Annotated in this window: 13 protein-coding genes; all 13 read left to right on the top strand. The window is 27.6% G+C overall.

Annotation, left to right across the window (positions count from 1 at the left end; genetic code table 11):
- Positions 1 to 159 precede the first annotated feature (159 nt).
- The 13 genes from ARA19_RS14215 (at position 160) to ARA19_RS14155 (ending at position 14,831) form a co-directional block, all read left to right on the top strand.
- The gene (locus ARA19_RS14215; protein ID WP_055071604.1) at positions 160 to 867 is read left to right on the top strand and encodes a DUF3298 and DUF4163 domain-containing protein; all 708 of its coding nucleotides are present in this window, start codon (positions 160 to 162) and stop codon (positions 865 to 867) included.
- 159 nt (positions 868 to 1,026) lie between these two features.
- On the top strand, positions 1,027 to 2,403 hold the full coding sequence (locus tag ARA19_RS14210) for an aldehyde dehydrogenase (protein WP_055071603.1): 1,377 nt from the start codon (positions 1,027 to 1,029) through the stop codon (positions 2,401 to 2,403).
- Positions 2,404 to 2,613: 210 nt separating this feature from the next.
- Positions 2,614 to 3,321, top strand: a complete 708-nt coding sequence (locus tag ARA19_RS14205; protein ID WP_055071602.1) for a GntR family transcriptional regulator — start codon at positions 2,614 to 2,616, stop codon at positions 3,319 to 3,321.
- A 645-nt stretch (positions 3,322 to 3,966) separates the two neighbouring features.
- Positions 3,967 to 4,647: a type 1 glutamine amidotransferase domain-containing protein gene (locus ARA19_RS14200; protein ID WP_055071601.1), complete on the top strand. Its 681-nt coding sequence runs from the start codon at positions 3,967 to 3,969 to the stop codon at positions 4,645 to 4,647.
- A gap of 232 nt (positions 4,648 to 4,879) precedes the next feature.
- Positions 4,880 to 5,680 carry a transglutaminase domain-containing protein gene (locus ARA19_RS14195; protein ID WP_055071600.1) on the top strand — a complete coding sequence of 267 codons (801 nt, stop codon included), beginning with the start codon at positions 4,880 to 4,882 and terminating at the stop codon, positions 5,678 to 5,680.
- Between the two features lie 125 nt (positions 5,681 to 5,805).
- Positions 5,806 to 6,873 carry a mannose-1-phosphate guanylyltransferase gene (locus ARA19_RS14190; RefSeq protein WP_055071599.1) on the top strand — a complete coding sequence of 356 codons (1,068 nt, stop codon included), beginning with the start codon at positions 5,806 to 5,808 and terminating at the stop codon, positions 6,871 to 6,873.
- 396 nt (positions 6,874 to 7,269) lie between these two features.
- Positions 7,270 to 7,842: a DUF3867 domain-containing protein gene (locus ARA19_RS14185; RefSeq protein ID WP_055071598.1), complete on the top strand. Its 573-nt coding sequence runs from the start codon at positions 7,270 to 7,272 to the stop codon at positions 7,840 to 7,842.
- 93 nt (positions 7,843 to 7,935) lie between these two features.
- Complete coding sequence (locus tag ARA19_RS14180; protein WP_055071597.1) at positions 7,936 to 8,520, top strand: zinc dependent phospholipase C family protein; 585 nt, start codon at positions 7,936 to 7,938, stop codon at positions 8,518 to 8,520.
- 13 nt (positions 8,521 to 8,533) lie between these two features.
- Complete coding sequence (locus ARA19_RS14175) at positions 8,534 to 9,190, top strand: GntR family transcriptional regulator (protein ID WP_055071596.1); 657 nt, start codon at positions 8,534 to 8,536, stop codon at positions 9,188 to 9,190.
- Between the two features lie 406 nt (positions 9,191 to 9,596).
- Positions 9,597 to 9,959 (top strand): ArsR/SmtB family transcription factor, encoded by a 363-nt coding sequence (locus tag ARA19_RS14170; protein WP_055071595.1) that lies wholly within the window; start codon positions 9,597 to 9,599, stop codon positions 9,957 to 9,959.
- Positions 9,960 to 9,989: 30 nt separating this feature from the next.
- Positions 9,990 to 12,755: a heavy metal translocating P-type ATPase gene (locus ARA19_RS14165; protein ID WP_084764514.1), complete on the top strand. Its 2,766-nt coding sequence runs from the start codon at positions 9,990 to 9,992 to the stop codon at positions 12,753 to 12,755.
- A 458-nt stretch (positions 12,756 to 13,213) separates the two neighbouring features.
- Positions 13,214 to 13,852 carry a redox-sensing transcriptional repressor Rex gene (locus ARA19_RS14160; RefSeq protein ID WP_055071594.1) on the top strand — a complete coding sequence of 213 codons (639 nt, stop codon included), beginning with the start codon at positions 13,214 to 13,216 and terminating at the stop codon, positions 13,850 to 13,852.
- Positions 13,853 to 14,048: 196 nt separating this feature from the next.
- Positions 14,049 to 14,831, top strand: a complete 783-nt coding sequence (locus tag ARA19_RS14155) for a short-chain-enoyl-CoA hydratase (protein ID WP_055071593.1) — start codon at positions 14,049 to 14,051, stop codon at positions 14,829 to 14,831.
- Positions 14,832 to 14,875 lie beyond the last annotated feature (44 nt).

The following is a 14,875-nucleotide window of genomic DNA, read 5'->3' as shown; positions in this document are numbered from 1 at the left end:
ATCCACAGAATTACATATATAAATTGTGGATAATTTTTTTATTTTTATTTTGTGGATAATTTTTTACAATCATTGATTTTAACTAGGTTTTTATTTATACATAATTCTATATTCTGTGGAAACAATAACAACGTAGTATATAGAATGGAGTGATAAACTGTGAAAAAAAAATTAGCTATGATTTTTACAATAGCATTTTCTATCATAACATTAACTTTTTCCTTTGCCAAGGCACAAACTGGAGTTACTGTATATGATAGGAATATAAATAGGGAAACAAAACTTATAAAGGTATCATCACAACTACCAATAATAAGTACACCTGATAAGAAGATTGGAAATGAATTAAGTAATAGTATATTAAATAAGTTTGAAAATACAGTTGCTGATGTTACACAACTTGCTCAAATGGATAAAAACGATAATGAAAGTACTAGTTTTAAACCTTATGAGGTAAATTCTACTTATGAAGTTACCTTTAATAAAAATGATATATTGAGTTTTTTTATAATAACTTATCAATCAACAGGTGGTGCTCACGGATTAAGTACTTTAGATGCTTATAATATAAATTCTAAAACAGGAGAGAAGCTAACTTTAGCTAATATATTTAAACCAGGATTTGATTACAAAAAACTTATAAATGATAGTGTTAACAAAAAAATAGCATCAAATCCAAGTTTTTATTTCCAAGATGAAGAAAATAAATTTAAAGGAATTTCTGATAACCAAGAGTTTTATATAAATGATAAAGGTATAGTTATAGTATTTGAACTTTATGAAATAGCACCATATGCTTCTGGTATTCAAGAAATATTAATTCCAAAAGAAAGTATACAAAATAATATGGCAATTAAGATATGGTAGAAAAGGCCTAGTTAAGGATACTATTTTTTAATGATATAATAAAGAGAGGATTTTAAAAAGATAATTAGGATTATAGAAGATTGGAGTATTACAGATACTAGTCATTAAATAAATAAAATGGAATATTAATAATATTATTAATTGATAGCGAGGAGAGTTATGAGTAAGATTTTAGAAGTTTATAATAAGCAAAAGGAATTTTTTAAAGAGGGGAAAACTCTAGATATAGAATATCGCTTAAATGCTTTAAAAAAATTAAAAAGTGTTATTAAGAATAATGAAGAAGAAATACTTAAAGCTCTAAAAGAGGATTTAGGAAAGTCAGATTTTGAAGGATATATTACAGAAGTTTCATTAATTTACGAAGAAATAAATATAGCATTAAAAAAATTAAGAAGTTGGTCTAAAAATAAAAGGGCAAAAAGTCCTTTAGCATTATTTCCAGCAAAAAGTTATGTAAAATATGAGCCTTATGGAACTGTTCTTATAATAGGACCATTTAATTATCCATTTCAACTTAATTTAGCACCTTTAGTTGGTGCTATAGCTGCTGGAAATACTGCTATGATAAAACCGTCAGAATATGTAATGGCAACATCAAATATAATAAAAAAAGTATTAGAAGAAACTTTTGATGAGGAATATGTTGCATATATTGATCCTACAAGAGGAAAAGAAGTTGTAGAAGAATTACTGAAAATGAGATTTGATTATATTTTCTTTACTGGAAGTATAACTGTAGGAAAAATAATAATGAAAGCTGCCTCAGAATTTTTAACTCCTGTCACTTTAGAATTAGGAGGGAAAAGTCCTTGTATAGTAGATAGTGATGCAAAAATTGAATTAGCAGCAAAAAGAATTGTATGGGGAAAACTTATTAATTGTGGACAAACCTGTGTAGCACCAGATTATATATATGTTCATAAAGCTGTAAAATCAAAATTTTTAGAGGAGCTAAAGAAAGAAATTAACAAACAATATGGAGAAAATCCTAAAAATTCAGAGGACTATGGGAAAATTGTAAGTGAAAGAGAATTTAATAGACTTATGTCTTATATAGAAAAAGATAATTTAGAATTTGGTGGGAATTGTGATTTAGAGAAATTATATATAGAACCAACTATATTAAATAATATAACTTGGGAAAATAAAGTAATGAAATCAGAAATATTTGGACCTATTTTTCCAGTATTAGAATTTGAAAATTTAGATGATGTAATAAAAGAAGTAAATGATAGAGAAAAACCTTTAGCTTTATATTACTTTAGTAATGATAAAAAGAAAATAGAGAAGGTTTTAAAGTGCACAACCTCAGGTGGTATGGTTATAAATGATACTCTAATGCATGTATCAACAACATATCTTCCTTTTGGTGGAGTAGGAAATAGTGGGATAGGAAAATATCATGGAAAAAATAGTTTTTATACTTTTTCAAATGCAAAGGCAGTTGTTGATAGGGGAACTTGGTATGACGTTCCATTGAGATATGCCCCATTTAAAGGGAAATTAGGATTAGCAAAAAAAATAATGAAGTAAATTCATATAGATAAAATAAAATTACATTCAGATAAATTAAAAAATAATAGACAAATAATTAAATAAATTATAAAATATAATTGCAATGAATTGTAAAATAATGATAATAAAGGTATGATTATGTATAAATACTTACTTAAATTATGTGTAATTTAAAGTTTTATGATTTTGATAACTTAAGGAATAAAAGGGTAAAGAGGGGATAGAAAAATGTCAAAAGCATTAAAAATTGCATCTGATATAGAAAGAAAAATACATAAGGGCACTTATAAAGAAGGTGATAAGTTACCAACGGAAATGCAACTTTGTGAAATGTATGAAGTTAGCAGAATGACTATAAGAAAAGCATTGGAAAAGCTGATAGATAATGGGTGGTTATATAGAATTCAAGGTAGTGGAAATTATGTGAAAAAGGATGTAAGAAGAAGAGCTTATTCAGGAGATTGTAAGAGTTTTGGATTAACAAAATATCTTAAAGGTGCAAAGATTAAAAGTGAAATGATTGATTTTAAAATAATTGCAGCTGACAAAGAGTTAGCTAAAAAATTATATTGTAAAGAATATGATATAGTTTATTATGTAGAAAGATTAAGAATAGTAGATGATGAGGCATATGTTTTAGAATATAGTTATTTTTTAGAGAAATATGTTAAAGGTTTAAGTGAAAAAATAATAAAAGCTTCTATATATAAATATATAGAAGAGGAGTTAAATCATAAAATTCAACAATCAACTAATGAATTTAGAGCAGAATTAGCAAAAGAAAAGGTTGCACGGATTTTGGGGATAAAAGAAGGAGAAGCACTTCTTGTTAATGAATCTACTGTTTATTTAGATAATGGACAAGCTTTTGAATATTCCATAGATTTTCATATAGGAAAAAAAGAGAGATTTCTAGTAATAAGAAATAGACATTAATAAATGTATAATTTAGGGGCTGTATTAAATCATAGATATATTCTCTCTGCCTTTTATCTAGCTATATAGGTTCATCATTTGTGACCACTCACCTACGTAAAGAAGCTCTAATATTTTTTTCTACAACAGTTTCTAAAATTTCCAAACTCACTTTGTTCAAATAATGGAAATTTCTTCACGAAACTATTGTTAAAAAATAAAGAGCTTCTAGTACTAGTTCAATGGTCACAGCATTTTGTACCTATATAGCTATCTCGGCAGATGAAAAAATATATTTATAAAAATAATATAAATTAAGGGACTGTCTCAAGGTGGAATAAAATTCCTACTTAGAGACAATCCCTTTTTCTTTAAACAGTATGATATCATTTAAAATTCTCTATCTCTTGTTTGGATATAGAAAATAGTTCTATTATGAGACAGCACCTTTTTTATTTTATTTAATTGAAATTAAATATTAATTAATAACTAGAATCGTTGAAAATACTAAATACTTTACTTTTTGTAACTTAATAAATAAAAATTTCGTACTTGTACACTTATTAAAATTTAAATATAATAAAGTCAACAAAAAAAGAAATAATACATGTTGAATTGAAATAATACATATTGAATAAATTTATTTAAACAAAGGAGAAAAAGAGAATGAAAAAGATTTTAGTAGTAGTAACAAATGTTTCAAAGTATGATAACTATGAAAGACCAACAGGATTATGGTTAGGAGAAGCTGTTCACTTTGTTAATGAAGTAGAAAAAGCAGGATATAAAGTTGATTATGTAAGTCCTAAAGGGGGTTATACACCAATTGACCCACATAGCTTAGAGAATGATTTTATGACTGAAGTTGATTGGAATTACTATACTAACAAAGAATTTATGAATAAATTAGGTAATACATTATCAGCTGATGAAGTAAATGTTGAAGAGTATTCAGCAATATACTATACAGGTGGACATGGAGTTGTTTGGGACTTCCCAAATGATGAGAAATTAGCTAAAATAGCTATAGATATTTATAACAATAATGGTGTAGTAGCATCTGTTTGTCACGGTGCAGCTGGATTATTAAATATAAAAAATGAAGATGGAAGCTACTTAATAGCAGACAAAAAAGTAACTGGATTCTCAAATAGTGAAGAAAGAGCAGTTCAATTAGATAAACTTGTACCATACTTAACTGAAGATGAATTAGTTAAGAGAGGTGCAAAATACGAAAAAGCTGAAGATTGGGCACCATTTGCTATAACAGATCAACGTGTAGTTACAGGTCAAAACCCAGCTTCAGGAGCTGCTGTAGCACAACAAGTATTAGAGTTATTAAAATAATATATTAAAGTAAAATATTGATTAAAGGTACTAGTATAACTAGTGCCTTTTTATTTAATATTTTATTCTATTTATTTTACTTTTTTATGATTTTTATAAAATAAAGAAAAGAAAAAAGCCTTTTTATGAAAAGAATTTGATATCATTCTAATTAAAAAGTAATTATAATAAAATTAGATTTATACAATGCTTATTAGAGAAAAAAGAATAAAAGAATAAAGGAGGGAAACTTTTGAGGAAGAAAAAATTAAATTTTATGTTAGGTTTAATTTTGATAATTTTATTATTTCTTATATTTAAAGGTCATGGAAATTCTAATATATTTTCAAGTATTAATAATCAAATGAATAATTTAATAGAACCACAGGTACCTAAAAATATAGAAATATATTATGCTAAAGCAAACCCACCTACTGAAACTAAAACAATAGATAATATTATAGAAGATGGAACAAGTTTACCAGTAGCTATAGAATCTGATGAAGCTATAAATAAAATGGCTGATGAAATAACTAAAGGAGATACAACTGACCTTGAAAAAGCTGAATCTGTTTATAAATGGATAGCGTATAATATAAATTATGACCAAAAGGAAGATACAGCTCTTTCAAATGGAGCAACTTTGCCACCAGGAGAAATAAGTGCAATAAATACCTTCAAAAATAGAGAATCTGTTTGTGCAGGTTTTGCAGAATTATATGAGGCTATGATGATACATGAAAAAATACCAGTGAGACTAGTAGCGGGGAAGGGATATAGTGGTACTTTCTGGGGCAATCATATGTGGAATCAGGTTTACATAAAATCCTTAGGGGGATGGATAAATGTTGACACGACTTTTGCTAGTTCTTTTGCAGAGTCAGAAAAGGAAGATAATATTGCTTTAGACCCATATGGTATATTTGTTAATAAGACTGCTGTTTATACAAGTGAAAATGGGGACCAATGGAAGATATCTCCGGCAGATTATTTTGGTTCACAAAACTTTTCACAAAGCCATAAAGATGGAGAGATACTATCACAGTGGGCATAAGAAATAAGAGAGAAAGTTTCATAAATTTATTTTATTTGGGTAAAAAGCTTTATTAATTATTATTGCACATAGTTAAATAAATATCATAGAATAAACTATAAGCAATTTGTGGAGTTGAAGGAAGGGTGCTATATTCATTAATATTAGCAGGTGGAAAAGGCACAAGATTGTATCCTCTTTCAAGGAGTCAAGAACCCAAACAGTTCTTAAAGATTGTAAATGAAAAAAGCTTTTTGGTTAACACTGTGGAAAGAATAACTCCACTTATTCCAAGTGAGAATATTTATGTTGTTACCAATAAAGATTATGAAGATAAAATAAGAGCAGAACTTAAAGATATAAAGGCTGAAAATATCTTTACGGAACCAGCTAATAAAGAGACTGCAACATGTATAGGTTTATCAGCTGTTAAGTTATTAAAGAAAGATAAAGATGCTGTTATGGTAGTATTACCTTCTGATCATTATATAGAGGGATATAAAAATTATTTAGATACTTTAAAACAAGCAGTTGAAATAGCTAATAAAAAAAGAGCTATAGTAACTATGGGTATAGAGCCAACTAGACCTGAGACAGGCTATGGTTATATAGAAATGGGTGAAAGAGTTATAGGAAGTATTCCAACCTATAAGATAAAAAGATTCACAGAAAAACCAAATATAGAAGTAGCTAAGGACTTCTTACTAAAAGGAACTTATCTATGGAATAGTGGAATGTTTGTATTTAGAGCAGATATAATTCTTAAGGAAATTGAGCGTTATATTCCAGCTTTATATAAATGTCTCATGAATATTTACTATAAGGTAGGGGAACCGGATGAAGAAGAAGTTATAAAGGAACAATATGAACTTGTTGATGGTATTTCTATAGATTTTGGTGTTATGCAAAGAACGAGAAGAGCTTATACTATAAAGTGTGACTTTTCTTGGGATGATATTGGAAGCTTTACAGCTTTAAGTAGATTTCTAGATAAAGAAGAAAGTAATAGTAAAAGTAAAAATGTATATTTAGAAGAATGTGAAAATTGTTGTGTTTTTGGTAAGAAAAGCCTAGTTATAGGCTTTGGAGTAAAAGATTTAGTCATAGTAGATGCTGGAGATGTTTTACTTATCATGGATAAAAATAGAGATCAAGAAATAAAACATTTATTAAATTCAATTAATAAAAATGATGAATTTAAGGATTATTTATAAAGTTTGTTTAAAAAGATATGAAAGAGAAAAGCTTTCATATCTTTTTTCTATTATAGAAAGGTAGCAAAAATCTAATAAAATAAAAGCTAAATAATAGAATAAGCAATTATAAACATAGATTTTTAAAATATAATAAAAAAAGAAAAGGTTAATTATAAAAATTCATAAATTACAAAAGTTAATAGTAAATAAAGCTTATAAAAATGTTAATAATAACAAATGAAGTTCAATATATGATAAAATTAATATATAAAATTAGAATTGACTTCAAAGATGATTTGAATTTTTAATCAAATTTATACATAGCTAAAACAATATTTAACTAATATCTATATAATATAGAGATTAAATATTTAGCTAAGAAATAGATTTTCTTATTATGTTGGAGGGTTTATTATGGATGAAAGAATTGTAGATTTTAACGAATTGAAAAATAAAGCAAGAGATAAGGATATAGATAAATTTGAGAGTTACATGTATGATTTATATTTTCAAATGACTCAAGGCAGATTAAGTATGTTTGAGTTCAGTAAGAAAATACAAGAATACATGAATGAAAATAATATATCTCAAGAGAAATTTTTTAACATACAAAAAGAAATGTTAAATAGATATGGAATCAGTACTTCAGATATAGAAGGACAACTTAAAAATATGGGCTTTGATCCAAAAAGTTTTGGAGGAATGCCAACTGGAGATGATTATGAAAAAGTAAGAAAAACTTTAAGTTTCCAAGAAAAATATAAAGCAAGAATTGGAAATAAAGTAGTAACAACTTACAAAATAAAAAATGATTTAAATGACATAGAAATATATTTAGATGGAGAAAATATATTAATAAAGAGTTCTATAAATATAAATATGCAAGATAATGAATTGAATGAGTTTTTATGTTCATACAAAAAAACACTAGACAATAAAATATTAAATATAGAACTTTGTTCAAATACAAGTATGTACAATTATTAAAAAAGTGAAATGTATCTAAGTGTTTAGCTACATTTTACTTACTGAGTATCTTATACTTTAAAGTTTTTTACGAAAGAAGTGGCATTTAAAATTATGTTAGTTAATACTCATATACTTTTAGCACAGCATATATATGATAATTTAGAATTAGAGGAAAAAAGAATTATAAATTACAATAGTTTTGTATATGGAAATATAAAACCAGATATGGTTTCAACTTATAAGCTTAAGAAACATTATATGGATGAGTCATTAGAAATGATATTAGTAAAAATAAAAAATTTAAGTGCATTAACTGAAAACGACATAAATAAGTGGATATCTATAAGTAAGTTTAGTCAAGAAGTAGGGGTAATATGTCATTTTCTATGTGATTTTTTTTGTATTCCACATAGTGAAAGATGGGAATTTAAGCATAGTATGAATAAGCATGTTAGATATGAGAAAGATCTAGCAAATGCAGCGAAAACAGTAGTGTTACCTAAAAAAAGAACAGATATTTTTGGGAAGTACGATGTTAAGTATTTCATATTAAAAGCTCATGAGATATATGAAAGGGAAAATTCTTATGAAAATGATATAATTTTTGCTTCATATGTATGTAATAGCATAGTAGATTATATAATTCAATGTATTGAATTTAACAGTGCTGTATCTCAGAGTTTAATTAGTATTTAGAAGAGGAGTTAAAATGGAAAATAAAATGAGTTCGGAGCCGGTATATAAAAAAATTGCCTTAGATATTGCAAGTAGAATATATAACGAGGATCTTAAAGTTGGAGAAAAGATTTCAGGAAGATCAACCTTAGCAAGCAACTATAATGTTTCTCCAGAAACAGTTAGAAAATCTATAAAATTATTAGAGGATATGGAAGTTGTTGTTTCAACAAGAGGAAGTGGCGTAAATATAACATCAAAGGAAAATGCCTATGAATTTATAAATAGATTCCATTCCATAGAAAGTATAACAACCTTAAAGCAAGATATAGATACATTATTTCAAGAAAAGCATGAAATAGAAAAAAATATAAATGATATGATAGGAAAAATAGTAGATTATTCTAATAGATTAAAATATACAAATCCATTAACGCCTATAGAGATAGAAATACCAGAAGGCTCTAGTATATTAGGTAAAAGTATTTCAGAAGTTAAGTTTTGGCAAAATACAGGTGCTACAATAGTAGGAATAAGAAGACAAGGAGACCTTATAATATCTCCAGGCCCTTATTTAACTTTTGAAAATAATGATGTTATATTAGTAGTTGGGAATGAAGGGATACTTGATTCAATAAACAAGTACATGGAATTAACAATACAACAAGATATTTCCAATAAAAATAAATAATAAAAGGCTTTAAATTTAAAAGGGGGATATCAGAATTATAAATTTTGATATCCTTATTTTTATATTAAGATTAGTATCAATAATACTTAAATGTTCATAAGCTAGAGATAAAGAAGTATAGATACTAGATAACTTAAAATCTTATGTGAATTTTAGTGGATATTTCGAGAGAATAAAAGTGATTTTAAGTGCTAAAATTGTTGACAATTTATTGGATTTTGCATATAATACAAGTGAACATATGAATATATACTCATATGTTTATCTGATGACTAGTGTCTGTAATATTTCAATCTTCTATAAGCTGGAGATAAACCGACACACGTCACTAGATGACGACTACTAAAATTCAGCTAGAGTAAAAGCTTTATTTGAATTAAGTCTTAATTTATGTGGAGGTTTTAATATGGAAGAAAAGAAGGTTATTGAAGATTGTAGTTGCACTATAATTCATAGAGACACATTAGAAGAGGTAAAAGAAAAATTACCTAAAGAAGAAACTTTATATGATTTAGCAGAAATATTTAAGGTTTTTGGAGATACAACTAGAATAAAAATTTTATGTTCTCTTTTTGAACATGAAATGTGCGTTTGTGATATGGCTGCTCTTTTAAATATAACTCAATCAGCAGTGTCACATCAACTTAGAGTGCTTAAACAAGCCAGGTTAGTTAAATTTAGAAGAGAAGGAAAAGTTGTATACTACTCCTTAGATGATGATCATGTAAAGAATATATTTAATGAAGGTTTAAATCACGTTATGGAGTAGAATTATTTTAATGAATGGAGATGAAATCAAATGGGTGAGGTAAGAAACAAATTAAATCATAGCCATGAAAATTGTAATTGTGGTGGAAAACATCACGACCATGAAAAGGCTAATTTAAAATCAACTCATGATCACGGTGGCTGTGAATGTGGACATGATCATGGAGAGAAAAAATCTAAATCTAATGAGAGCCATGAAAATTGTGGCTGTGAATCTAAATCAGATTCGGATGATGAAGGTGACCCCGAGGGGCATGGACACAAACATGAACATGGAGATGACTGTGGATGTGGAGAAGATCATCATCATGAGAAACCTAAGGCAAGAAACTTATCAGACAATGGTAAGCAATTTAGATTGTCATTAGAAGGCTTAGATTGTGCAGGTTGTGCAGGAAAGATTGAAGAGAGAACTAATAAACTTGATAAAGTTGAGGATGCAAACTTAAACTTTACAACTAAAACATTAGTAGTAAATTTAAAAAATACAAATGAAAAGGCTCAAGCTATTAGTGAAATAAAGGCAATAGTTAAGAAGTTAGAACCAGATGTAGTTGTAAAGGAAAAAGCCAAGGCGAAAAAGAATAGTCCAAATAGATTAAAATTAACTTTAGAAGGTTTAGATTGTGCAGGTTGTGCAGGAAAAATCGAAGAAAGAGTAAATAAATTAGATGATGTAAGTGAAGGAAACTTAAACTTCGCTTCAAAATTTATAACTATAGAAGTAAAAGACCCTAGTAAAAAAGACAAAGTTGAAGCAGAAGTAAAAGCAATAGTTAAAAAGCTTGAACCAGATGTAATAGTCAACAGAGTAGAAGAACAAAAAAGTGGTTATAAAGAAATAAAAGAAAATGAAACAAAGAAAAAAGTAAGATTTGATGAAGTCCCAAGAAATAAAGTGATTAAATTTATTATAGCAATAATAATTTATGGTCTAGGACAATGGGGTGGATTTTCAGAAGGAATTAGCATTTCACTATTCGTAATAGCTTATTTATTATTAGCTTACCCAGTATTAACAAAAGCAGTTAAGAATATAAGTAAAGGTGAAATCTTTGATGAAAACTTCCTTATGTCTATAGCAACAATTGGAGCTTTTGCAACAGGTGAACACCCAGAAGCTGTTGCAGTTATGTTATTCTATGAAATAGGAGAAATGTTCCAAGGATATGCTTTAAATAAATCAAGAAACTCAATAACTGAATTAATGGATATAAAACCAGATTACGCAAGAATTGAAATCAATGGAGAAGAGAAAAAAGTTTCTCCAGAGTCAGTAAGTTTAGGTGACACAATTATAGTTAGAGCTGGTGAAAGAATACCACTAGATGGTGTTGTTTTATCAGGAACAGGTAGCGTAGATACATCTGCATTAACAGGTGAGTCAATGCCAAGAGATATAAAAACAGGTGATGAAGTTCTTGGTGGATGTATAAACTTAAGTGGAGTTTTAAAATTAAGAGTTATAACAGAGTTCGAAGAATCAACATTATCAAAAATTCTTGAACTTGTTGAAAATGCAGGAAATAAAAAAGCTCCAACTGAAAAATTTATAACAAAATTCTCAAGATACTATACACCAGTAGTTGTATTTACAGCACTTGCTTTATTTATAATACCACCACTTGTTATACCAGGTGCTACTTTCACAGAGTGGTTACAAAGAGCATTAATTTTCTTAGTTGTATCTTGTCCATGTGCTTTAGTTGTTTCTATTCCTTTAGGATTCTTTGGTGGAATCGGATTAGCTTCAAAGGAAGGTATATTAGTTAAAGGTGGAAACTACTTAGAAGCATTAAATACTGTTAAAGCAGTAGTATTTGATAAGACTGGTACTTTAACTGAAGGTAAATTTAGTGTAAGAAAAGTAGTTAGTGACAAGTTAAAAGAAGATGAATTTATAGAACTTGCAGCATATAGTGAATTTTTCTCAAATCACCCTATTGCTGAATCAATAAAGGAAGCTTATAACGGAAAAGTAAATAAAGAATTAATTGAAGATTATTCAGAAATAGCTGGTAAAGGTGTAAGTCTTTCATTAGAAGGAAAGAAAATATTAGCAGGTAATACTAAATTAATGAAAGAAAATAATATTTCATATAAAGAAGTTAATGAAATAGGAACAGCTATACATTTTGCTATGGACAATGAATATATGGGATATATATTAATTGGAGATAATGTGAAAGAAACTTCAAAAGAGACTATTTCTATGCTTAAGAAACATGGTATAAAAACTGTTATGTTAACAGGTGATAATAAAAAGGTTGCAGATACTATAGGACAAAGATTAGGACTAGATGTAGTATGCAGTGAATTACTTCCTCAAAATAAGGTTGAAGAACTTGAAAAAGTTATGGCAGATTTAGGAGAGAAAGAAAATGTTGTTTTTGTTGGTGATGGAATAAATGATGCTCCAGTTTTAGCAAGAGCTGATATAGGTGTTGCTATGGGTGGTGTAGGATCAGATGCAGCAATAGAAGCAGCAGACGTTGTTATAATGAACGATGAACCTGAAAAAATAATAGAAGCAATTGATATTGCGAAGAAAACAAAAACTATCGTATGGCAAAATATTATATTTGCATTAGGCGTTAAAGTTATTATATTAATAGCTGGTGCATTTGGATATGCTACTATGTGGGAAGCTGTATTTGGAGATGTTGGTGTTGCAACAATAGCAATATTAAACTCAATGAGAATATTAATGTCTAATAAGAAAAAAGAAAAAAATACTATAAATCCCAAGAGTGGAAATTCAATAGCAAAAAACAAGCCAATTGAAGCAAAAATGTAGAAAATACCATAAAAAAATAATTGACAGTGAAGTTTTTATTAAATATAATAGGTTAAGTAAGAATACGTTCAGGCAATACAGGGTAGAAGTTTAGAAAACTTTATCTTTAGAATAAGGCTTATGTGTAGTTAGCTCTATACATAGGCCTTATTTCTATATTACAATAAACTTATATAATAGCTAAAATAGAAATACATAAATTTAAGACTTAATTCAGATAGAGTTTTGACCTTGGCTGAATTCTAGTAATTTTCATATAGGGACTTGTGTCTATTTATCTTTGACATATAGAAGAGAGGAGTATTACAGTCTTTAACTATGAGAAAAATTAAGGATTACTTAGTATACATATTAGGAAAATTTTAAAAAAGCTATATATATAATAGAGAAATATGTTAATATATAAGAAGTATGTTATATATTTAACAAGAACGAGCGTTAAGAAGAGGTGATATTTAATGGAAAAGAGAAAAAATATATCTATGGCGGTAATAAAGAGATTACCTAAGTACCATAGATATTTGAATGAAATTATGAAGAATGATATTGATAGAATCTCATCAAAGGAATTAAGTGAAAAGATAGGCTTTACAGCATCACAAATACGTCAAGATTTAAATTGTTTTGGTGATTTTGGTCAACAAGGGTATGGTTACAATGTTAAAGCGTTATATAATGAAATAAGTAATATATTAGGCTTAAATAAAAGCTATAAATCAGTAATAATAGGAGCTGGAAATATAGGGCAAGCAATTGCTAATTATACGCAATTTACTAGATTAGGAGTAAGCATAGATGGTATATTTGATGCAAATCCTAAGCTTTTAGGAATAAAAATAAAAGATGTAGAAATACAAGATATAGATGAATTAGAAAAATTCTTATCAGAAAATTATATTGATATAGGAATAATTTGTGTACCTAAAATAAATGCTCAAAAAGTTTGTAATAAACTTGTAAAAAACGGTGTAAAAGGTATTTGGAACTTTGCTCCTGTAGATTTAAGTGTTCCAGAGGACGTTACAGTTGAAAATGTTCATTTAAGTGAAAGTATGTTAACATTAATTTACTTATTAAATGAAAAGAGTGAACAATAAGCCAAATTGAAATAAAATATATATTTAAATTAAATAAATGTATATTTTTTCTATATAAGTTAAAAATATATTGCAAATGAAATAAATAACATTTATAATTTAATTGAAGCTTGAATAAGGCTTCAATTATTTTTTTATCTAATTGTTAAGTTTATAACAATTAATTGTAATCTAGAGGGTATTGAGGAGGAGCAATATGGAATTAAAGAACATATTAGTTGAGAAAAATGGTCATGTTGCCATAGTAACATTGAACAGACCTAAAGCTTTAAATGCATTAAATTCAGAGACTTTAGAAGACTTAAATAAGGCTTTAGATTACTTAAAAGAAGAAAATGATATTTATTCTGTTATATTAACAGGAGCTGGTGGGAAGGCTTTTGTTGCTGGTGCAGATATATCAGAAATGAAAGATTTAAATGAAGAGCAAGGAAAAGAATTTGGTATATTAGGAAATAAGGTTTTTAGAAAATTAGAAAATTTAAATAAGCCAGTTATAGCAGCTATACCAGGCTTTGCATTAGGAGGAGGTTGTGAACTTGCTATGGCTTGTGACATAAGAATAGCTAGTGAAAAGGCTAAATTTGGACAACCAGAAGCAGGATTAGGAATAACTCCAGGATTTGGTGGAACTCAAAGGTTACCAAGATTAGTTGGTGAAGGAAAGGCTAAAGAACTTATTTATACAGGAACAGTAATAAAAGCTGATGAGGCTTTAAGAATAGGTCTTGTAAATAAAGTGGTGGAACATGATTCATTATTAGAGGAAGCTATGAAAATGGCAAAATTAATAAGTGCAAATGCTCCAATAGCAATAACTTTATGCAAAGATGCTATAAATAGAGGAATGCAAGTTGACATAGATAAAGCTATAAACATAGAAGCAGAAGACTTCGGTAAATGCTTCAATACAGAGGATCAAAAGGAAGGTATGACAGCATTCTTAGAAAGAAGAGAGAAAAACTTCATAAATAAATAAATTTGTTATTAATTATTTAAATAAAATCTAAGTTTTGAGTAGAA

Source organism: Clostridium massiliamazoniense, from assembly GCF_001403635.1.
Taxonomy (GTDB): domain Bacteria; phylum Bacillota; class Clostridia; order Clostridiales; family Clostridiaceae; genus Sarcina; species Sarcina massiliamazoniense.
This window is presented reverse-complemented; position numbering and strand designations above follow the sequence as displayed.